Raw genomic sequence first — 19,152 nt, 5'->3', positions numbered from 1 at the left:
AAGGGCATCGGCCCGGCGGTGCTGGCGAAGCTGAAGGACCAGGCTTCGGTCGGCGCGCCCGCACCCAAAGCCCCCGCCAAACCGGCAACGCCTGCGGCTAAAAAATAGGGCATATGTGGAGGGGCTGTAAAGGAAGGGGCATCGGCTGCCGCCGGTGCTTTTTTGTTTGGAAGGGAAATGGCTAAAATATGTAGCATTATGTTCTGTATCGTTGTTTACCGCTTCCGCACCTTTGTCCGCCTTAAAGCAGGTAAACACCGCATCGGGATTGGCAGGGAGGTCGACAAGGCTGATTTCCGTCAGCTTCAGGTCCGTGATTTGCGACTTGTTCAAATCATCGCGGGAGGTAACGCTGCCGCTGATGGGAAAGCCTTTGTAAACGTCTGTTTTGACTTTCGTCACGGCAACGGGATCGACGATATGCGCACCGAAAAAGGTTCTGCCGTCGTCTTCGACGTTGATTTCAATCGCCGTTCCTGCCGCGTTTGAGCCGTGCATCTCGCGCACCTCGCCCTTCAAGATGAAATAGTTGTAATGTTTATGACCGTCTGGGAACTCCCTTACAATCACGCCGACATTTAAAGACTCATTCCCAACTTTGGCAACGGCACGATACTTATGTGCTGCAATAATATCAGGGCGACCTTTCCTATCCGGATAAGAACATTCATATTTTGCGTAGCGCAATAAGCCATCAAGGTTTGTCATGATGGATAATTCCGCCTGATTTGCCTTTGACGCAGCGTGTTTCACACCTTGACAAGTTACCTTCAGTTCATGCCCGCTGCTTTCATTGACATAGCTTTTGCCGACAAAGTTATCACGCGCATACTGCATAGTCGCTTTACGAAGCTCCTTTTTTCGGCAAATTCCCCCAATTCGCCGCCCGATACGGAAACAACCTCACCTGCCATCCATCGCCCGTTTTCATCGCGCGGCTGCCTTTCGCCAGCTTGCCCGTCCGCCAGATAACGGGAACAACCGCGCACCTACAATTTGGATGCCCCGGTATCGTCAACGCACCGTGTGAGAAAGGCTCGTGCAAACCGATTACGCCCATCTCGCCGTTGACATTGCAGACATCGGACATCTTGTCGTCTTTTGCGGTTATCCACTGCTTGCCCTCAACAAGCCCCGATTCCTCCCAGCCTATCAGGTTGCCTATACCGTCCGCCATCGCCGTTTCCGTTCGGGCGATGGTTTTCGCGCGGGCATTTATGTAGATGTATGGGTAGATTGAGTGGTTATTTGGCGATATGAAAAGGTTTGCTTGTTGTTTCTGTTATAATTAAAAGCATCTATACGCAGAATGGTTCATATTATGTTTAATCAGGCAGCACAAGAATTGACGACTATCCGCGATATTTTACGTTTTGCAGTCAGCCGTTTTAATGAGGCAGGGCTCTTTTTTGGTCATGGAACAGATAATGCGCATGATGAAGCGGCTTATTTGATTCTGCATACTTTGAATTTGCCTTTGGATATGCTTGCCCCATATCTTGATGCAAAACTCTTGGAAGCTGAAAAAGAGGAAGTGCTGGCAGTTATTGAGCGTCGTGCTGTCGAACACATTCCTGCCGCTTATTTGACACACCAGGCCTGGCAGGGGGAGTTTGATTTTTATGTAGATGAACGCGTGATTGTGCCGCGCTCTTTTATTTATGAATTGCTGGGTGACGGACTTCGACCTTGGATAGAATACGATGAGCTGGTGCATAATGCTTTGGATCTTTGCACCGGAAGCGGTTGCCTTGCCATTCAGATGGCGCATCATTATCCTGATGCCCAAATTGATGCGGTTGATGTGAGCTTGGATGCTTTGGAAGTGGCCGGGATTAATGTCGAAGATTATGGTTTGGAAGAACGCATCCGGCTTATTCATACGGATTTATTTGAGGGACTGGAAGGCGCTTATGATTTGATTGTTTCCAATCCTCCTTATGTCGATGCGGAATCGGTTGAGTTATTGCCTGAAGAGTATTTGCACGAACCGGAATTGGCATTGGGCAGCGGGGTGGACGGATTGGATGCCACCAGGCAGATTCTTCTGAATGCGGCAAAGTTTTTGAATCCCAAAGGTGTATTGCTGGTGGAAATCGGACATAATCGGGATGTTTTGGAAGCAGCGTATCCGGAGTTGCCTTTTACTTGGTTGGAAACCAGCGGGGGCGACGGTTTTGTTTTCCTGTTGACGCGCGAGCAGTTATTGGGCGAGGAGTGAGTCGGAGGGAAATGCCGTCTGAAGACGATTTGTTTTCAGACGGCATTTTTACGATACATTGTTTCGGGTTTGACGCTTGGTTGAGAAATCCTTACCATATTGTTTATAAGTTAATTGTTTTTTATATCGCTATTGCAATGAAAAAATTATCTCGGATTGTATTTTCAATTGTCCTGTTGGGTTTTTCGGCTGCTTTGCCGGCGCAGACCTATTCTGTTTATTTTAATCAGAACGGAAAGCTGACGGCGACGATGTCGTCTGCGGCTTATATCAGGCAATATAGTGTGGAGGCGGGTATCGCACACGCGCAGGATTTTTATTATCCGTCGATGAAGAAATATTCCGAACCTTATATCGTTGCTTCAACGCAAATCAAATCTTTTGTGCCCACCCTGCAAAACGGTATGTTGATTTTGTGGCATTTTAACGGTCAGAAAAAAATGGCGGGGGGCTTCAGCAAGGGTAAGCCGGACGGGGAGTGGGTCAACTGGTATCCGAACGGTAAAAAATCTGCGGTTATGCCTTATAAAAATGGCTTGAGTGAAGGCACGGGATACCGCTATTACCGTAACGGCGGCAAGGAAAGTGAAATCCAGTTTAAGCAAAATAAGGCAAACGGCGTATGGAGGCAATGGTATGCCGACGGCAGTATCAAGACGGAAATGGTTATGGTTAATGATGAGCCAGTCAAGATTCTGACTTGGGATGAAAGCGGCCGATTACTCTCGGAACTGTCTATCCGGCACCATCAGCGTAACGGGGTGGTTTTGGAGTGGTATGAAGATGGTTCTAAAAAGAGCGAGGCTGTTTATCAGGATGACAAGTTGGTCAGGAAAACCCAGTGGGATAAGGATGGTTATTTAATCGAACCCTGAATCTTGATGCCGTCTGAAATGGCTTCAGACGGCATTTTGTATGTATATATTGTTGACAATATTTCTTCAAAATCTGACGGTGGTATAATTTCAAACTTTAACGGATATCTGCAAGGAGTAAGCCTGTGAACAATTCAGTCATCACCGTCATCGGCAAAGACCGCGTCGGCATCGTGTACGATGTTTCCAAAATTTTGGTGGAAAACCGAATCAACATCCTCAATATCAGCCAACAGCTGATGGACGATTTTTTTACCATGATTATTTTGGTGGATACTTCAAAATGCCCCAAATCGCGGCAGGAGGTTTTGGATTTGTTTGCGGAAGAGAGCAAAAAACTCGCGCTTGATATCCGTATGCAAAACGAAGAAATTTTCCAAGCCATGCACCGAATCTGAAAAAAAGCAGCCTGCACCCTGGTTTTTAAAGTGCAGGCTGCTTTGAATGTGTTGGAGAACAGGGCAGAGATACCATCGTTACCGGCCGGTCAGGCTGACTGAAAAGAAGGAGTCTTACCATAATAACCTTGCGCCAATCTCTAAACCAGTGAAAAGCATCGAAACCTTGGTACGCGAAGATACTGTGTTGCGCGACCGCAAAGGCGTATACCTACAACAGCCCCGACTGCCATTCGACACGTTCGAGTTGTTTTACGTAAACAACCGATTGGATGCCAATGCTTTTATGACTGCGCGTTACCGAATCGCGACTGACAACAAAGTGATACCCGTGTTGTTCAAAGTGTGGAGTGTGGAGCACGGATTTTTGGCGTTTTTGCTGTCGCTTCCTGTGTTTGTACTTGTCAAAATGCTGATGTTGCGGCGGCGGTTGGGCAGTAAAAACAAATCTAAGCAAAAGGAAATACAGGCAGTTTGCACTTCAAAATACCAAAATACGAGGATATTTCCATGAAACCCGAAAAAATACTGCAAAAAATCGTTGCCGAAAACGAATATCCCGTGCTGTCGCCATTAGCTTCCCAAAACGAAATATTGCGGGAAGCTCTGTATCAAAACCGTATTTTTCTCTTTTTAGATTGGAAAGGAGAAAGTGGACAGGGTGAGCTTTATCAATTTATCAATGAACGTTTGGTGGCGTTCGGCAAAGAAATACTAAAAGAAAAACCCGATGATTTATATAAAAAATTCGACAAAGAATTTGGTCAAAATTGGAAAAATGGCGATTTTCTGCCCTTTGCCTTCGACTATTTCGACAGCAAACTCAAACGGAAAAAAATGCGGCTGATGCTCTTGGAAAGCGGTAGCGATGACTACACTGTGTTTATTGTTTCGAGCAACGCGTGCAAAAGTTTGGAAAAAATCCAATCTGATTTTTGGTCCTTCCAGAGTCTGAATAAGGCGGCAAATTTCATCTTATATACGGTCGATTGCCCCGCCTGCGGCCAACTGGCGGCATGGGATTTGGCCATAAGCGAGCCGCCTCCATACGCTAATCACGAAGCGGCATACTGCGATTTCTGTTACCAACCCTTATGGGATGCGGACGGCCAAATGTTTGCTGCAGTGGAAGAAACACCGCACTATGTCTCCGAACGGAAATGAATCGCAGTCAGCCTGCACCAAATAAAACCCATTCAACAAGGAATCCCCAAAAATGTCCCAAGTCCATTCCAACGAAATCCTCGAAACCATCCGCATGGTGGCCGACCAGAATTTTGACGTGCGCACCATTACCATCGGCATTGATTTGCACGACTGTATCAGCACCGACATCGATGTGTTGAACCAAAACATTTACAACAAAATCACTACGGTCGGCAAAGACTTGGTGGCAACGGCAAAATATCTGTCTGCCAAATACGGCGTGCCGATTGTAAATCAGCGCATTTCTGTCACGCCGATTGCCCAAATCGCGGCGGCAACCAAAGCCGATTCTTACGTCAGCGTAGCGCAAACTTTGGATAAAGCTGCTAAAGCCATCGGCGTGTCCTTTATCGGCGGCTTTTCTGCGCTGGTGCAAAAAGGCATGTCGCCTTCGGATGAAGTGCTGATTCGTTCCATTCCCGAAGCGATGAAGACTACCGATATTGTGTGCAGCTCCATCAATATCGGCAGTACGCGTGCCGGTATCAATATGGATGCGGTCAAGCTGGCAGGCGAAACCATCAAACGTACGGCTGAAATCACGCCCGAAGGTTTCGGCTGCGCCAAAATCGTCGTGTTCTGCAACGCGGTGGAAGACAATCCGTTTATGGCGGGCGCGTTTCATGGTTCGGGTGAAGCAGATGCCGTTATCAATGTCGGCGTATCCGGCCCGGGTGTCGTAAAAGCCGCGTTGGAAAATTCAGATGCAACGACATTGACCGAAGTTGCGGAAGTCGTGAAGAAAACTGCTTTCAAAATTACCCGCGTGGGCGAACTCATCGGGCGCGAAGCCTCAAAAATGTTGAATATCCCGTTTGGTATTCTCGACTTGTCGTTGGCACCAACTCCTGCCGTCGGCGACTCGGTGGCGCGCATTCTTGAAGAAATGGGTTTGAGCGTCTGCGGTACGCACGGCACGACAGCGGCTTTGGCATTGTTGAATGATGCCGTGAAAAAAGGCGGTATGATGGCTTCCAGCGCGGTCGGCGGTTTGAGCGGCGCGTTTATCCCTGTTTCGGAAGATGAAGGCATGATTGCCTCCGCCGAAGCCGGTGTGCTGACACTGGACAAACTCGAAGCCATGACCGCCGTTTGTTCGGTCGGCTTGGATATGATCGCCGTTCCCGGCGACACGCCCGCGCACACCATTTCCGGCATTATCGCCGACGAAGCCGCCATCGGCATGATTAACAGCAAAACCACTGCCGTGCGCATTATTCCGGTAACCGGCAAAACTGTCGGCGACAGCGTCGAGTTCGGCGGACTGTTGGGCTACGCGCCCGTAATGCCGGTTAAAGAAGGTTCGTGCGAAGTATTCGTCAACCGGGGCGGCAGGATTCCCGCACCGGTTCAATCGATGAAAAACTGATTGCGGTTTTGATGGGAAAATGCCGTCTGAAAGGCTTCAGACGGCATTTTTGTTTATGGGCATTGGGTAAAATGTCTTTAGAAAAGAATATTGCAAATTTAAAAAATCCCTGTGTCCTTATTTCTGCTTTCTTACGTCATTCTTTTAAAGGTGGGAATCTGGAAACCAAAAAACAACAGGAATTTATCCGAAACAACAAAACCTATCCGCCGTCATCCCCACGAAAGTGGGAATCTAGTTTGTTGTTCAAATAAATTCTGAAACTTTAATTTTGTCATTCCCGCGCATGCGGGAATCTAGAAATGAAAAACTACGGGAATTTATCAGAAATGACGGAAATTCAAAAAACCGGATTCCCGCCTGCGCGGGAATGACGGAATTTTAGGTTTCTGATTTTGATTTTCCGTTTTTGCGGGAAGGATGGGGTTTCAGATTGTGGGCATTATCAGTATTTTCTATTTGGCAATGTCTTTTACTGATTTTGTCAAAACGCATTTATGCCGTCTGAAAGGCTTCAGACGGCATTTTCGTTTGGACTCGATTACTCGATATAAGTGAATTTTGCACGTTTGATATTGCACATCAATTCGTAAGGGATGGTTCCGGCCGCTTCGGCAACGGTATTGATGTTGACCGTATCGCCCCACAGTTCGACCTCGTGTCCCAAACCTTCTTGCGAAGCGTCCAGCTCGATGGTCATCATATCCATAGAGACCCTGCCGATGACCCGGGTCAATTTGCCGTCGACGGCGACGGGGGAATTGCTTGGGGCGCGGCGCGGATAACCGTCCGCATAACCGCAGGCAATCAGACCCACGCGCGTAGATTTGCTGGTATAAAATGTTGCGCCATAACCGATAGGGGAGTGCGGCTGTAAAACGCGTTCGCCGAAAATACGGGTTGAAAGCCTCATCACGGGTTTCAGCCTGTCATCGCTGCCTCCGAACGGGGAAATGCCGTACAACGCCAAGCCAGCGCGCCCCCAGTCCCTGCGTGCTTCGGGAACATTCAAAATAGCGGCGGAGTTGGCAAGGCTTTCTTCGCCTTCCAGCCCTTCCGTACCCAAATCGAATGCCTCCATCTGTATTTCCGTCATACCGCTTTCGGGTTCGTCCGCACAGGAAAAATGCGAAAACTTGACAATACTGTCCACATATTCCGACTGCTTCAATGCCGCATATGCCGAGGCGTAATCATGAGGGAAAAATCCGGTACGGTGCATCCCCGAATCCATTTTCAACCAGACTTTGACGGGTTTTTTCCAATGGCGGGCCAGCAAAGCCTCAAGCTGCCATTGGTTTCCGACTGCCGGCCAAAGCGAGTATTGCTCGACCGCTTCGTACTCCGATGCTTCAAATACGCCTTCCAAAAGGACAATCGGATGGGTAATGCCGCTCTCACGCAGCCTGATTCCCTCATCGATTGTCGCCACGGCAAAGCCGTCTGCCAAGTCTGCCAGCGCGAAAGCACATCTGACCGCACCGTGTCCGTATGCGTCCGCCTTAACTACCGCCAACAGCTTGCCTCCGTGCATTTCCTTCAAAATCCGATAATTGTGCCTAAGGTTGCCCAACCTGATCTGCACGTTCAAAGGCCGCATAAATTCATTCCTTACCAAACAAGTGTTTATTAGCAAAATTAAGAAATCAATTGGGGAATTATAATCCAACGGCAAGGCTTTTAAAATATTAAAGAACCTTGTGTTTTCAAGCCGGGGCAGCAGTTTTCAGGTAGGAAGGCGGTTTGCTTTTCCTGATATAATCGCTTTCCCAAATTTATACTCTATTTGTTAAAATCAATAATAAATACAAAGCAATCCAAATGAAAGAACTAGATAAAATCGATTTCCGCATCCTTAAGATCCTTCAACAGAATGCCCGCATCCCGATGACGGAGCTTGCCGAGAAGGTAGGCTTGTCCACCACGCCCGTTACAGAGAGGGTGCGCCGTTTGGAGCGGGAACATTATATTTCCGGTTATCACGCCCATCTCAATCCTCACCTGCTGGGCAAACCTTTATTGGTTTTTGTCGAATTGAAATTACAATCCAAATCGGGCAATATCTTTGAAGACTTTAAAAAGGAAGTGCTGAAAATTCCGCAAATTATGGAATGCCACTTGGTATCGGGCGAATACGACTACCTGATTAAAGTACGTTTGCCCGATATGTCTGCCTATCGGGATATGCTCGGCAATATCCTATTGCAACTGCCTGCCGCTTCGGAGAGTAGGAGTTATGTTGTGATGGAGGAAGTCAAAGAAAATCCAGTTTTGGATTTGGATTGAATATTTCAGACCGGGTATGCGGTTTGATACCCGAATGAAACATAACAACATCACGCACAGAGGCTTGTTGCTTCAGATAAAAAAATGCACACATTCAATAGAATGTGTGCCAAGTCTACAAAGGAGAAATAGAGGAGAAACTATTAACTGACTACTCGAACCAGCTAACGGAATGAATTATGCAGCTTTTCCGGTCAAAAAGCAAGCGGTTTCCTTGTTAAATTTCTTAAAGGATAGAATTTTAAACGATAAAAGTAATTAAATTTCAAAGAGGGCGGAGATAAAAAAATGCACACATCCGATTGAATGTGTGCCAAGTCTACAAAGGAGAAATAGAGGAGAAAAATCAAGCTGCATCAAGCAACTCAACGGCGGTAATTATCCGCCGTTTCTTATCCGCTGTCAATTATTTTTTGAAAATTTACCCGACCGATTCAAATTTTGCAAAAAACTTGCACGATGGCTATCCGGTAACAAATTCCTTTAAAAACCCGTCAATCCGCTTATTCAAAAAATCATATGATTTCATTGAAATAAACTTTTGATTTTTCTTTATCGGCTGTTGCTTTTGATTCGCTAAATTTGCCGAAATTCAAATCCTCCAGATGTATTTTTTTGCGGGCATTGTGCGGATAAATCGCCGTTTTGTCCCTTGTCAGGTTTTGTGCATATCGGGAAAACTGAAATCGTCCGCACCTGCGCCCGTGTTGATTCGTCCCTTGCCATCTTGGGATATATCCAGCAAAATCGGCATATCGGTATTTTGATTGGTGTGTTGAGAAAATGACCCCGTTATTTAGAAAAGCCGTTTGGCTGCTGTTTGCCGTTTCGGTCTGTGCATTTGCCGGTTCTTTGGCGGCACAGTATGTTTTGGGTATGGAGCCTTGCGTTTTGTGCATCAGTCAGCGGTTGTGCGTTTTGGCAACCGCATTGTGTGCGGCAATTGTTCTGATGTGCAGACCAAGAAGAAGGGCAGGCGGTTTGTTCGGTGCTGTCTTTATCAGCATTCCTGCCGTTACGGGTATTTCTGTTGCGGCATATCAGTTGTGGCTGCAGTCGCTGCCGCCGGGTACGGCTCCTTCGTGCGGTGCGCCGTGGACGTTTCGATTGAAGGGCTGGCCTTTGTTTGATTGGTTCGAGCCTGTTGTGCGCGGGTTCGGAAATTGTGCCGAACCGGATTATCTGCTGGGAATTGCCTTGCCTGTTTGGAGCGCGGCGTATTTTCTGCTTGTGGTTTTGGCGGTTTGGGCTGCCTGGCTGAAGGCAAAATAAATCAATGCCGTCTGAAAGGTTCAGACGGCATTTTATTGTATGTCTGTTGTGCTGCGTATCAGTCCAGATTCAATACGGCGGAAGTGTAAACGTCTTGCACGTCGTCCAAGTCTTCCAGCGCGTCAATCAGTTTTTGCATTTTGACGGCATCGTCGCCGGAGAGTTCGGTTTCGTTTTGGGCGCGCATCGTAACGTCGCCGTCAACGGATTTGTAACCTGCGGTTTCCAATGCCGCTTTCACGCCCGCCCAATCGTTTGGCGCGGTGATGACTTCAATCGAGCCGTCGTCATTGGTGATGATGTCTTCCGCACCGGCTTCCAAAGCTGCTTCCATCAGCGCGTCTTCGTCAACGCCGGGTTCGAATACCAAATAACCCTGATGCACGAAGTTGAACGCCACGCAGCCGTCGGTACCCAAGTTGCCGCCGTTTTTGGTAAACGCGTGGCGCACGTCTGCAACGGTACGGGTTTTGTTGTCGGTCAGGCAGTCCACCATCAAAGCCGCGCCGCCGATGCCGTAGCCTTCGTAGCGCAATTCGATGTATTCCACGCCTTCCAAGTTGCCCGTACCTTTGTCGATGGCGCGTTGCACATTGTCTTTGGGCATATTGTTTTCGGCTGCTTTTTCCAAAGCCAGGCGCAGGCGCGGGTTCGCACCGGGGTCGCCGCCGCCCATACGCGCCGCAACGGTGATTTCTTTGATTAAACGGGTGAAGATTTTGCCGCGTTTGGCATCCTGACGGGCTTTTTTATGCTGGATATTCGCCCACTTGCTATGGCCTGCCATAAATTTCCTTTCTTATTTCAAATAATTAATCTGTTTTTGTCAGATTTTTTACGGTCGGCATTTTAACATAAGTTGCAAGCACCCAAAATATCCTGTTTTATGCCGTGCCGTTGTCGATGCCGTCTGAAAACGATTTCCTCCGCTTTCCGCTTAAAAATAAAGAAATATTTTAATTAACGATATTTTACGGTATGATGGCACAGCTTCTCCCCGATTGTTGACAATTGAAGGCATCTGTTGCGGCAAATACGGTCTGCTCGCCGTGTTTCCTTATTGGAATGTCTTGGGGAAAGCAGTCATTTTAATCGTAAGATAAGGTTTATTTTATGGAAAATATATTGTCTGTTCTGGTGGGTACAGTCAATCGGTTTCTTTGGGACTACCTGCTGATTTATGCCCTTTTGGGTATCGGTCTGTTTTTTACGCTGTATCTCGGTGCGCCGCAGATTTTGAAGTTTGGCGCGGGATTCAAATCCGTATTCGGCGGCTTGTTTGCCAAAGGTGATAAAGACGATAAGTCCTTATCGCAGTTTCAGGCGTTGGCGGTTGCTATATCCGCGCAAATCGGTACGGGCAACGTCGCCGGTGTGGCGACTGCCATTACCGCAGGCGGGCCAGGCGCGATTTTTTGGATGTGGCTTTCTGCCGTTTTGGGGATGTCCACGATTTTTGCGGAAGCACTGCTGGCGCAGAAATACCGCGTCGTCAGCCACGGCAAATACATCGGCGGGCCGGCGTTTTATATTACGCACGGTCTGACTCCGAAAATCGGCAGGGGCGCGGCGCGTTTCCTGTCGGGCTTTTTCTCCATCGCACTGATTGTCGCGTTGGGCTTTATCGGCAATGCGACTCAGGCAAACTCCATCGCTTCTGCCGTTACCATTGCATTTGATGTGCCTTCTTTGGCAGTCGGTATTGTGCTTGCCGTCCTTGCGGGCATGGTTGTGATTGGCGGCGTGAACCGTATTGCCAATATCGCCCAGTTTGTCGTGCCGTTTATGGCGGTTGTTTATATTTTGTGCGCCGTCGTTATCCTGTTTGAATTTTCCGACCATATTGTGCCGATGTTCAACCACATCTTTACCGCCGCCTTCAATCCCGAAGCCGTTTTGGGCGGTGCTGCGGGTATCGGTATGCGTGAAGCGATACGTTTCGGCGTGGCGCGCGGTCTGTTTTCCAACGAAGCAGGTATGGGTTCTACCCCGCACGCCCACGCGACTGCGGATGTGAAGCATCCTGTTCAGCAAGGTATGGCGGCATTTGTCGGTGTATTTATCGATACGATTTTGGTATGTACGGCAACTGCGCTGATTATCCTGCTGACCGATGCCAACCTTTCGGGCGAACAGGGCGCGGCGGTTACTCAATTTGCTTTTAACAAGGCATTTCCGGGCTTCGGTTCGCAATTGCTTGCCGTGTGTCTGACCTTCTTCGCCTTTACGACCATTATCGGCTGGTATTATTTCGGCGAGTCCAACATCCGTTTTCTTTTCAGGGGAAGATACTTGGGCATCTATCGCGCATTGGTTCTGCTTGCCATTGTTTTGGGTACGCTCGGCAAAGTCGATTTGGTTTGGAGCCTGTCCGATATGTTCAACGGCTTTATGGTTATCCCCAACCTGATTGCCCTGTTCTTGCTGCGTAAGGAAATCCGTGCCATTTATGATGATTATTTGGCACAGAAAAAAGCGGGTCGGGATTTGTCCTATCAGTATGAATTCCACGAGTTCCACGACAAACAATAATGTCCGGCAAACAGAAAACCTCCCAATCTTCAGGATCGGGAGGTTTTGCTTTTCAGACGGCATTCAGATTACATAACCGTACACGCTGACAAATTGAGTGATGCTGCCGCCCAATACGAACAGATGCCAGATTCCGTGCCCGTGTCGGATTTTTTCATCGTTTACAAACCAGTAAATGCCGACGCTGTACAGCATACCGCCTGCCGCCAGCCAAGCCAGTCCTGCCGGCGGGAGTGAGGCTGTCAGGGATTTCATTACCGCCAAGACCATCCAGCCCATTACGATATAAATCGCAATAGACAGCAGACGTTTTTCGCTTTTCCGTCCGATGGTGAGTTCTTGTGCGATTCCTGCAGCCGCCAGCAGCCATGACAGCAAAAATACCGTCCAGCCCGGCCCGTTTCTCAAAGAAACCAGTGCAAACGGTGTGTAGCTTCCGGCAATCAGCACATAAATCATGCAGTGGTCGGTTTTTTTCAAAATGCTTTTCAGTTTTCCGGCTGCAATTCCGTGGTACAGAGAGGAACTCAAATAGAGCAGAAGAAGGCTGATGCCGTAAACCGATACGCTGAAGATACGGTAGCCGTCCCCGTGTCCTATGGTTTTCAGCAGCATCAGCACCAAACCTGCCGCCGCCAGAATCAAACCACTCAAATGGCTGTAAGTATTGAAGCGTTCGCCCGCATACATCGCACAATCTTTCAGGAAAGTAGAGGCAGTCAGTTTACGCCGATACTTTTGCCCCTGTGTGAGATTTACTCTTTGCCTACACTGTGAATATTCTTGAAAATGCGTGTGTTAAAATCTGTTTTTTTATTTTCAGACGGCATTTTATGTTGAATCCATCCCGAAAACTGGTTGAGCTGGTCCGTATTTTGGATGAAGGCGGTTTTATTTTCAGCGGCGATCCCGTGCAGGCGACGGAGGCTTTGCGCCGTGTGGATGGCAGTACGGAGGAAAAAATCATCCGTCGGGCGGAGATGATCGACAGGAACCGTATGCTGCGGGACACTTTGGAACGTGTGCGTGCGGGGTCGTTCTGGTTGTGGGTGGTGGCGGCATCGATGATGTTTACCGCCGGATTTTCAGGCACTTATCTTCTGATGGACAATCAGGGGCTGAATTTCTTTTTGGTTTTGGCGGGCGTATTGGGCATGAATACGCTGATGTTGGCAGTATGGTTGGCAACGTTGTTCCTGCACGTGAAAGTAGGGTGGTTTTTCAGCAGCCCGGCGACGTGGTTTCGGGGCAAAGACCCCGTCAATCAGGCGGTGTTGCGGCTGTATGCGGACGAGTGGCGGCAACCTTCGGTACGTTGGAAAATAGGCGCAACGTCGCACAGCCTGTGGCTCTGCACGCTGCTCGGAATGCTGGTGTCGGTATTGCTGCTGCTTTTGGTGCGCCAATATACGTTCAACTGGGAAAGTACGCTGTTGGGCGATTCGTCTTCGGTACGGCTGGTGGAAATGTTGGCATGGCTGCCTGCGAAACTGGGTTTTCCCGTGCCTGATGCGCGGGCGGTCATCGAAGGCCGTCTGAACGGCAATATTGCCGATGCGCGGGCTTGGTCGGGGCTGCTGGTCGGCAGTATCGTCTGCTACGGCATCCTGCCGCGCCTCTTGGCTTGGGTAGTGTGTAAAATCCTTTTGAAAACAAGCGAAAACGGCTTGGATTTGGAAAAGCCCTATTATCAGGCGGTCATCCGCCGCTGGCAGACGCAAATCGTCGATGCGGATACGCGCCGCGAAACCGTGTCCGCCGTTTCGCCGAAAATCGTCTTGAACGATGCGCCGAAATGGGCGGTCATGCTGGAGACCGAGTGGCAGGACGGCGCGTGGTTCGAGGGCAGGCTGGCGCAGGAATGGCTGGATAAAGGCGTAGCGGCGAATCAGGAAGAGCTTACCGCGCTGGAAGCCGAGTTGAAGCAGAAACCGGCGCAACTGCTTATCGGCGTGCGCGCCCAAACTGTGCCGGATCGGGGTGTGCTGCGGCAGATTGTGCGGCTTTCAGAAGCGGCGCAGGGCGGCACGGTGGTGCAGCTTTTGGCGGAACAGGGGCTTTCAGACGACCTTTCGGAAAAGCTGGAACATTGGCGTAACGCGCTGACCGAATGCGGCGCGGCGTGGTTGGAACCGGACAGGGCGGCGCAGGAAGGTCGTCTGAAAACCGAAGCGGGGCTGCATAATGGATAGTGAAGCGCAACGGAGACACAACAGGCGCATTGCTTCAATTAGAACGGGCAAAACGTGGCTGATGAATGACAGCAAATGGCAAAAAATTTTCGATGTGGTTTTTGCAGAAACAGGGCAACAGTTTGCCAAAGCCAAAATGTTGGGCGATGAGCGGATGTATGATATGCGTTTGGAAATTTATTCGGAAGATTTACGCGGTTACAGTGATGATTGGATTGCCGGCCCGCTGAAGTTGTCCGAAATCGAATATATTGAAACAGTCCTGCCTCCTGATGTCTGCGCGGCTCGCCTGACCCAAGCCATACGGGAGCGTGGGCAATACGAATTTGAAATAAAAGACCAAACCTTGACAATATACGGATACTTATAAAGGTCGTCTGAACCCCATCTTTCTTATCACAAAACACCATGAACACACGCCCCCTTTCCCTCGCCGTCGTCGGACACACCAACACCGGCAAAACCTCGCTCCTTCGTACCCTTTTGCGCGACAGCGGTTTCGGCGAAGTCAGAAACGCCCCATCGACCACGCGCCATGTCGAAGAAGCCGCCATCAGCGACGGCGCGGACACGCTGGTTTTCCTATACGACACGCCCGGACTCGAAGACGCGGGCGGCGTTTTGGAATGGCTGGAAACCCATACGGATACGCGTTCAGACGGCATCGAGCGGCTGCAACAGTTCCTCGGCAGCCACGGCGCGCACCATGATTTCAACCAGGAAGCCAAAGTCTTACGGCAAGTCTTGCAAAGCGATATGGCAATGTACGTCATCGACGCGCGCGAACCCGTCCTCGACAAATATCGTGATGAACTGATTATCCTGTCATGGTGCGCCAAACCGATTATGCCTGTGTTCAACTTTACCGGCGGACAGCTTCCCGAAGCGTGGACAACCATGCTGGCGAGGAGAAACTTGCACGTTTTCTCTGGGTTTGACACCGTCGCCTTCGATTTTGAAGGCGAATTGGATTTATGGAATAAACTCGCCACCATGTTGCCGCAGCATGAAGTCATCGACCGCCTGACCACCACCCGCCGCCGCGAATGGACGCGTCTGGACAAAGAAGCGCGCCGCGAAATCGCCGATTTCCTGCTCGATGCCGCCGCCTTCAGGCAGGAAGTGGACGAAAACGAGGATACCGACACCGTGTTGCAAACCATGCAGGCGGAAATACGCCAGCTCGAACGGAAGATGCAGCAGCGGCTGTTTGCCCTCTACCGTTTCTACCACAGCGAAATCGACGGCGGCGACTGGATGCCGCAAGCCTTCCGCCAAGACCCGTTCGACAGCGAATTGCTCAAACAATACGGCATCCGTACCGGCACGGGCGCGGCAACCGGCGCACTCATCGGCTTGTGGCTGGACATCGCCACACTCGGCGGCTCGCTCGGATTGGGTACGGCAATCGGCGGCTTTTTGGGCGGTATCCTGCCCAATACCCGCACCATTTCCGACAAGCTCAACGGTCGCCAAACCCTACACACCGACCCCGAAACCCTGACCCTGCTCGCCGCCCGCGCCCTCGATCTGCTCCACGTCCTGCAAACGCGCGGCCACGCGGCGCAATCGCAAGTCGAGTTGCACAGCCGCAAAGCACCGTGGGACGCCGCCAGATTCCCGCCCGAACTCAACAAAGCCCGCAGTCATTGGAAATGGTCGTCGCTCAATACGTACCGCCCTGAAACCAGCCGCGCCGAACGCGCCGAGTATGTGGAGAAACTTCAAATCCGACTGTCGGGAAAATAATGCCGTCTGAAGCCTGTTTGTATGGCAAGTCAGATTCAAATCGGGATAAGGCAGGAGGGCCGCTGAAGCCGATTTGCGACAAAAAACGGGTTCTGTATGATACAGAACCCGTTCCGTATGCCGTCTGAACGCTTCAGACGGCATTTTATTTGCAAAGGAATTACAGGCTGCGGGCAACTTCGACGATGTCGAAGCATTCCAGTTGGTCGCCTTCCATGATTTCGTTGTAGCCTTTAATCATCAGACCGCACTCAAAGCCCATACGGACTTCTTTGACGTCGTCTTTGTAGCGTTTCAAAGACGACAGCTCGCCGGTATGGATAACCACATTGTTGCGGATGAGGCGGACATGGGAATCGCGTTTGACCACACCGTCGGTAACCATACAGCCTGCAATATTGCCGACTTTGGAAACGGAGATGACCTGACGGATTTCGACCGTGCCGGTAACCTGTTCTTTCTCTTCCGGGGAAAGCATACCGCTCATCGCCGCCTTCACGTCGTCGATGGCATCGTAGATGATGTTGTAGTAGCGGATTTCCACGTTTTCATTTTCGGCAAGTTTGCGCGAAGAGGCATCCGCACGCACGTTAAAGCCGATGATGAATGCGCCCGAAGCGATGGCCAAGTTGACATCCGATTCGGTAATGCCGCCCACACCGCTGTGCAATACGTTCACTTTCACTTCGTCGGTGGACAGTTTTTTCAGGCTGCCCGCCAAAGCCTCGTAAGAGCCCTGAACGTCTGCCTTGATGATGACCGACAAAGATTGGGCTTGGGTTTCGCCCATATTGTTGAACATATTTTCCAGCTTCGCCGCCTGCTGTTTGGCAAGGCGCACGTCGCGGTATTTGCCTTGACGGAAGAGGGCGATTTCGCGCGCTTTTTTCTCGTCCGACAATACCATCGCGTCTTCACCCGCATTCGGTACGTCGGACAAGCCGAGGATTTCGACGGGGATGGACGGGCCGGCTTCGGTAATGGATTTGCCGTTTTCATCGACCATCGCGCGGATTTTGCCGAATGCGGTACCGGCCAGCAGCATATCGCCTTTTTTCAGCGTGCCGCTTTGAACCAGCAATGTGGCAACCGCGCCGCGCCCTTTGTCCAAGCGCGCCTCGACGATGATGCCTTTGGCGGGCGCATCGACAGGTGCGGTCAGTTCCAATACTTCGGCTTCGAGCAATACGGCTTCGAGCAGCGCGTCGATGTTCGTTCCTTTTTTCGCGGAAACGTCGATGAATTGAACCGTACCGCCCCAATCGTCGGGGATAACTTCGTGTTGGGTCAGTTCCTGACGGATGCGTTCGGGGTTGGCAGTGTCTTTATCGATTTTGTTGACGGCAACCACAATCGGAACACCTGCCGCTTTGGCGTGGGCAATTGCTTCGATGGTTTGCGGCATCACGCCGTCGTCGGCGGCAACCACGAGGATGACGATGTCGGTTGCTTTCGCACCGCGCGCGCGCATGGCGGTAAAGGCTTCGTGGCCCGGGGTATCGAGGAAGGTAATCACGCCGCGCGGCGTTTTGACGTGATAAGCACCGATGTGCTGCGTAATGCCGCCCGCTTCGCCCTGTACCACTTTGGCGCGGCGGATGTAGTCCAGCAGCGAGGTTTTGCCGTGGTCGACGTGGCCCATGACGGTAACCACCGGCGGACGCGGCAATGCTTCGGCTTCCACTGCTTCCGCGCCCTCGTCCAAGAAGGCTTCAGGATCGTCGGCGGCGGCGGGTTTGCCGATGTGTCCGAGCTCTTCGACGACAATCAGGGCGGTGTCTTGGTCGATGGATTGGTTGATGGTAACCATCATGCCCATCTTCATCAGGGCTTTGACCACTTCCACGCCTTTGACCGCCATTTTGTGCGCCAAATCGGCAACGGTAATGGTTTCGGGAACCAAGACTTCGTGTACGACGGGTTCGGTCGGTGCTTGGAAGGCGTGTTGGTTCGGCTCGAGTTTGAGTTTTTTGCCTTTCTTGCCGCCGCGTACGCGCTCGTCGTCTCCATTGCGTGCATTGTTGCGGTCGCGTCCGCCTTTTCCGCCTTTGCCTTTGGCGTTGCGGCCTTGACCTTCGTCATCGCGGTTGCGGCGGTCTTCTTTTTTCGCTTTTGCCGGATTGACAGGTTTGTTTTCGACGGCCGGTGCGGCTGCCTGCGGTTTCTCGGCAGTTTTGGCGGGACGCTGTCTGCCGGTTTTGGCTTCCTGTGCGGCTTTTGCCTGTTGTTCTGCCTGTTGTTTCATGGCTTCGCGGCGTGCCTGGCGTTCCTGTTTCTCTTTCAACAGGGCTTCCTGGTGGGCGCGAAGTGCGGCGGCGCGGCGTGCTTCTTCATCGCGTTGCGCCTGTTCTTCCGCGCTGACCACGGGTTGCGGCACGGCAGGTGCGGCAGGTTTCGCCGTTTTTTTGGCATCTTTGCCTTTGCCGTTTCGCTCGTGTTTCGGCTTGGCGGCTTTTTCTTTGGGCTCGGCGGGTTTTTCAGACGGCATTTTGTCGGCTTGGGCTTTTTCCGCTTTGCTTTCTTCGGCGGGTTTGGTTTCCGCCGCAACGGGTGCGGTTTTGGCTTTTGCTTCGGTGGGTTTCTGTGCGGCAGGTTTGGCTTTGTTGCCTGCTTTTGCCGCTTTCAGTTTTGCCGCTTCCGCTTCTGCCTTGGCACGGGCTTCTGCACGTGCGGCAGCTTCGGCCCGGGCTTTTGCCGCGTCTTCTGCCGTCTGCTCCGTCTGGACAGGTGCGGCTTGGGTTTGGGCGGCTTTTACCTGTGCTGCCAACTCTTCGGCAGAAGGAATGTTGACAGTGCGTCCGCGTTTGCGTGTTTCGACTTTTACGCCGTCAACGGTGCTGACTTCGGTTTTGGTGCGGCGGATGCTGATGGTGCCGCCGTTGCTGCCGTTTTTCTTGGTCAGGTAGGCGTTCAGAAGCTGTTTGTCGTCCAGCGTCAGGGAATCGCTGCCGCTGTTTTTGCTGACGCCGGCTTCTTTCAACTGTTTCAACAGGTCTTCGACGGGGCGTTTCAGCTCGGCGGCAAATTGTTCTACGGTTGTGTTACTCATCTG

18 protein-coding genes and 2 pseudogenes are annotated in these 19,152 nt (G+C 50.9%); 14 read left to right on the top strand and 6 right to left on the bottom strand.

Features of this window, described 5'->3' with window-relative positions:
- Positions 1 to 108: pseudogene (locus Q9J32_RS08655) on the top strand (helix-hairpin-helix domain-containing protein); the annotation flags it as partial.
- Positions 109 to 231: 123 nt separating this feature from the next.
- Here Q9J32_RS08655 and Q9J32_RS10220 read toward each other — a convergent pair.
- Both Q9J32_RS10220 and Q9J32_RS08645 read right to left on the bottom strand, forming a co-directional pair.
- Positions 232 to 837 (bottom strand): annotated as a pseudogene (locus Q9J32_RS10220) (LPD3 domain-containing protein); the annotation flags it as partial.
- Positions 838 to 844: 7 nt separating this feature from the next.
- On the bottom strand, positions 845 to 1,177 hold the full coding sequence (locus Q9J32_RS08645; protein ID WP_301884954.1) for a structural protein: 333 nt from the start codon (positions 1,175 to 1,177) through the stop codon (positions 845 to 847).
- Positions 1,178 to 1,321: 144 nt separating this feature from the next.
- On the opposite strand from Q9J32_RS08645, the gene prmB reads away from it, so the two are divergent.
- From prmB to Q9J32_RS08610, 7 genes are all read left to right on the top strand, one after another.
- Complete coding sequence (prmB, locus tag Q9J32_RS08640; RefSeq protein WP_301884955.1) at positions 1,322 to 2,221, top strand: 50S ribosomal protein L3 N(5)-glutamine methyltransferase; 900 nt, start codon at positions 1,322 to 1,324, stop codon at positions 2,219 to 2,221.
- Positions 2,222 to 2,358: 137 nt separating this feature from the next.
- On the top strand, positions 2,359 to 3,096 hold the full coding sequence (locus Q9J32_RS08635; protein ID WP_301673201.1) for a toxin-antitoxin system YwqK family antitoxin: 738 nt from the start codon (positions 2,359 to 2,361) through the stop codon (positions 3,094 to 3,096).
- Positions 3,097 to 3,102: 6 nt separating this feature from the next.
- Positions 3,103 to 3,225, top strand: a complete 123-nt coding sequence (locus tag Q9J32_RS08630; protein ID WP_301001510.1) for a hypothetical protein — start codon at positions 3,103 to 3,105, stop codon at positions 3,223 to 3,225.
- Positions 3,222 to 3,494: an ACT domain-containing protein gene (locus Q9J32_RS08625; protein WP_101123513.1), complete on the top strand. Its 273-nt coding sequence runs from the start codon at positions 3,222 to 3,224 to the stop codon at positions 3,492 to 3,494. The genes Q9J32_RS08630 and Q9J32_RS08625 overlap by 4 nt, the downstream gene beginning before the upstream one ends.
- A 46-nt stretch (positions 3,495 to 3,540) precedes the next feature.
- Entirely contained in the window at positions 3,541 to 4,008 is a 468-nt protein-coding gene (locus tag Q9J32_RS08620; RefSeq protein ID WP_301884964.1) for a hypothetical protein, read from the top strand.
- Positions 4,005 to 4,658 (top strand): DUF6630 family protein, encoded by a 654-nt coding sequence (locus Q9J32_RS08615; protein ID WP_301884966.1) that lies wholly within the window; start codon positions 4,005 to 4,007, stop codon positions 4,656 to 4,658. Before Q9J32_RS08620 ends, Q9J32_RS08615 begins: the two co-directional genes overlap by 4 nt.
- Positions 4,659 to 4,710: 52 nt before the next feature.
- Entirely contained in the window at positions 4,711 to 6,069 is a 1,359-nt protein-coding gene (locus Q9J32_RS08610; protein WP_301884968.1) for a PFL family protein, read from the top strand.
- A 541-nt stretch (positions 6,070 to 6,610) separates the two neighbouring features.
- Here Q9J32_RS08610 and alr read toward each other — a convergent pair.
- On the bottom strand, positions 6,611 to 7,669 hold the full coding sequence (gene alr, locus Q9J32_RS08605) for an alanine racemase (protein ID WP_301884970.1): 1,059 nt from the start codon (positions 7,667 to 7,669) through the stop codon (positions 6,611 to 6,613).
- Positions 7,670 to 7,890: 221 nt separating this feature from the next.
- Between alr and Q9J32_RS08600 the strand changes: the two genes are divergently transcribed.
- Both Q9J32_RS08600 and Q9J32_RS08595 read left to right on the top strand, forming a co-directional pair.
- Positions 7,891 to 8,355: an Lrp/AsnC ligand binding domain-containing protein gene (locus tag Q9J32_RS08600; RefSeq protein WP_002216720.1), complete on the top strand. Its 465-nt coding sequence runs from the start codon at positions 7,891 to 7,893 to the stop codon at positions 8,353 to 8,355.
- Between the two features lie 783 nt (positions 8,356 to 9,138).
- Positions 9,139 to 9,627, top strand: coding sequence for a disulfide bond formation protein B (locus tag Q9J32_RS08595; RefSeq protein ID WP_301673181.1), 489 nt, complete (start codon positions 9,139 to 9,141; stop codon positions 9,625 to 9,627).
- A gap of 58 nt (positions 9,628 to 9,685) precedes the next feature.
- Here the strand turns inward: Q9J32_RS08595 and Q9J32_RS08590 are convergent, their stop codons facing one another.
- Positions 9,686 to 10,414 carry a YebC/PmpR family DNA-binding transcriptional regulator gene (locus Q9J32_RS08590; protein ID WP_301884972.1) on the bottom strand — a complete coding sequence of 243 codons (729 nt, stop codon included), beginning with the start codon at positions 10,412 to 10,414 and terminating at the stop codon, positions 9,686 to 9,688.
- Positions 10,415 to 10,740: 326 nt separating this feature from the next.
- Here Q9J32_RS08590 and Q9J32_RS08585 point away from each other — a divergent pair, with 326 nt between their 5' ends.
- Positions 10,741 to 12,159, top strand: a complete 1,419-nt coding sequence (locus Q9J32_RS08585) for an alanine/glycine:cation symporter family protein (RefSeq protein WP_304675409.1) — start codon at positions 10,741 to 10,743, stop codon at positions 12,157 to 12,159.
- A gap of 63 nt (positions 12,160 to 12,222) precedes the next feature.
- Here the strand turns inward: Q9J32_RS08585 and trhA are convergent, their stop codons facing one another.
- Entirely contained in the window at positions 12,223 to 12,849 is a 627-nt protein-coding gene (trhA, locus tag Q9J32_RS08580) for a PAQR family membrane homeostasis protein TrhA (protein ID WP_124208542.1), read from the bottom strand.
- Between the two features lie 143 nt (positions 12,850 to 12,992).
- Here trhA and Q9J32_RS08575 point away from each other — a divergent pair, with 143 nt between their 5' ends.
- From Q9J32_RS08575 to Q9J32_RS08565, 3 genes are all read left to right on the top strand, one after another.
- Positions 12,993 to 14,351, top strand: a complete 1,359-nt coding sequence (locus Q9J32_RS08575; protein WP_304675406.1) for a DUF2868 domain-containing protein — start codon at positions 12,993 to 12,995, stop codon at positions 14,349 to 14,351.
- Positions 14,352 to 14,412: 61 nt separating this feature from the next.
- Positions 14,413 to 14,721: a toxin-antitoxin system protein gene (locus tag Q9J32_RS08570; protein ID WP_239991697.1), complete on the top strand. Its 309-nt coding sequence runs from the start codon at positions 14,413 to 14,415 to the stop codon at positions 14,719 to 14,721.
- A 38-nt stretch (positions 14,722 to 14,759) separates the two neighbouring features.
- Positions 14,760 to 16,100 (top strand): GTPase/DUF3482 domain-containing protein, encoded by a 1,341-nt coding sequence (locus Q9J32_RS08565; RefSeq protein ID WP_301884976.1) that lies wholly within the window; start codon positions 14,760 to 14,762, stop codon positions 16,098 to 16,100.
- A gap of 160 nt (positions 16,101 to 16,260) precedes the next feature.
- Here Q9J32_RS08565 and infB read toward each other — a convergent pair whose 3' ends face one another.
- The gene (gene infB, locus Q9J32_RS08560; RefSeq protein WP_301884977.1) at positions 16,261 to 19,149 is read right to left on the bottom strand and encodes a translation initiation factor IF-2; all 2,889 of its coding nucleotides are present in this window, start codon (positions 19,147 to 19,149) and stop codon (positions 16,261 to 16,263) included.
- Positions 19,150 to 19,152 lie beyond the last annotated feature (3 nt).

Source organism: Neisseria uirgultaei (genome assembly GCF_962719845.1).
GTDB lineage: Bacteria > Pseudomonadota > Gammaproteobacteria > Burkholderiales > Neisseriaceae > Neisseria > Neisseria bergeri.
The sequence above is the reverse complement of the archived record's forward strand: the minus strand, read 5'-3'. Positions and strand labels throughout refer to the sequence as shown.

What these genes read in the sequence shown, in the direction of transcription:
- infB (WP_301884977.1), bottom strand. Translation starts at nt 19,149, where the DNA reads ATGAGTAACACAACCGTAGAACAATTTGCCGCCGAGCTGAAACGCCCC.
- Q9J32_RS08595 (WP_301673181.1), top strand. Translation starts at nt 9,139, where the DNA reads ATGACCCCGTTATTTAGAAAAGCCGTTTGGCTGCTGTTTGCCGTTTCG.
- prmB (WP_301884955.1), top strand. Translation starts at nt 1,322, where the DNA reads ATGTTTAATCAGGCAGCACAAGAATTGACGACTATCCGCGATATTTTA.
- Q9J32_RS08565 (WP_301884976.1), top strand. Translation starts at nt 14,760, where the DNA reads ATGAACACACGCCCCCTTTCCCTCGCCGTCGTCGGACACACCAACACC.
- Q9J32_RS08590 (WP_301884972.1), bottom strand. Translation starts at nt 10,414, where the DNA reads ATGGCAGGCCATAGCAAGTGGGCGAATATCCAGCATAAAAAAGCCCGT.
- Q9J32_RS08620 (WP_301884964.1), top strand. Translation starts at nt 3,541, where the DNA reads ATGTGTTGGAGAACAGGGCAGAGATACCATCGTTACCGGCCGGTCAGG.
- alr (WP_301884970.1), bottom strand. Translation starts at nt 7,669, where the DNA reads ATGCGGCCTTTGAACGTGCAGATCAGGTTGGGCAACCTTAGGCACAAT.
- Q9J32_RS08600 (WP_002216720.1), top strand. Translation starts at nt 7,891, where the DNA reads ATGAAAGAACTAGATAAAATCGATTTCCGCATCCTTAAGATCCTTCAA.
- Q9J32_RS08645 (WP_301884954.1), bottom strand. Translation starts at nt 1,177, where the DNA reads ATGGCGGACGGTATAGGCAACCTGATAGGCTGGGAGGAATCGGGGCTT.
- Q9J32_RS08615 (WP_301884966.1), top strand. Translation starts at nt 4,005, where the DNA reads ATGAAACCCGAAAAAATACTGCAAAAAATCGTTGCCGAAAACGAATAT.
- trhA (WP_124208542.1), bottom strand. Translation starts at nt 12,849, where the DNA reads ATGTATGCGGGCGAACGCTTCAATACTTACAGCCATTTGAGTGGTTTG.
- Q9J32_RS08610 (WP_301884968.1), top strand. Translation starts at nt 4,711, where the DNA reads ATGTCCCAAGTCCATTCCAACGAAATCCTCGAAACCATCCGCATGGTG.
- Q9J32_RS08635 (WP_301673201.1), top strand. Translation starts at nt 2,359, where the DNA reads ATGAAAAAATTATCTCGGATTGTATTTTCAATTGTCCTGTTGGGTTTT.
- Q9J32_RS08630 (WP_301001510.1), top strand. Translation starts at nt 3,103, where the DNA reads ATGCCGTCTGAAATGGCTTCAGACGGCATTTTGTATGTATATATTGTT.
- Q9J32_RS08585 (WP_304675409.1), top strand. Translation starts at nt 10,741, where the DNA reads ATGGAAAATATATTGTCTGTTCTGGTGGGTACAGTCAATCGGTTTCTT.
- Q9J32_RS08575 (WP_304675406.1), top strand. Translation starts at nt 12,993, where the DNA reads ATGTTGAATCCATCCCGAAAACTGGTTGAGCTGGTCCGTATTTTGGAT.
- Q9J32_RS08570 (WP_239991697.1), top strand. Translation starts at nt 14,413, where the DNA reads ATGAATGACAGCAAATGGCAAAAAATTTTCGATGTGGTTTTTGCAGAA.